General features: G+C 68.4%; 1 protein-coding gene. It reads left to right on the forward strand.

Annotated elements, in window-relative coordinates; all coding sequences use genetic code 11:
- Window positions 1-14: 14 nt before the first annotated feature.
- Window positions 15-510: zinc-binding dehydrogenase (locus tag ABD329_RS48080; protein ID WP_344318341.1), on the forward strand; the 496-nt coding region annotated here is incomplete at its 3' end.

Consider the following 510-nt stretch of genomic DNA (forward strand, 5'->3'; position numbering starts at 1 on the left):
GTCCCGGTCAGCGGGTGTTGATTCACGCCGGTACGGGTGGTGTGGGTACGGCTGCGGTGCAGTTGGCGAAGGCGTGGGGGCTGGAGGTCTTCGCGACTGCCAGTCCGGCCAAGCAGCATGCGCTGCGCGCGATGGGTGTTGAGGAAAGTCACATCGCCTCGACCCGTGATCTGGCGTTCTGTGAGCGGTTCCTTGCCGTGACCGGTGGCGAGGGCATGGACGTGGTCCTCAACGCCCTTGCCGGGGAGTTCACGGACGCGTCGCTGCGGCTGCTGCCGCGCGGCGGCCAGTTCGTCGAGATGGGCAAGACCGACATCCGCAACCCCGAGCAGGTCGCCGAGGCCTACCCCGGGGTTGTCTACCAGGCATTCGACCTGATGGACGCCGGCGAGCCGCGCATCGCCGAGATGTTCGCCGAGCTCGGGCCGATGTTCGAGGCTGGGACGCTGGTTCCGCCGCCGGTGACGTGTTTCGAGCTGTCGCAGGCGGTGGCGGCGCTGCGGTACCTCC

It is taken from the genome of Streptomyces javensis, from assembly GCF_039525925.1.
GTDB lineage: Bacteria > Actinomycetota > Actinomycetes > Streptomycetales > Streptomycetaceae > Streptomyces > Streptomyces asiaticus.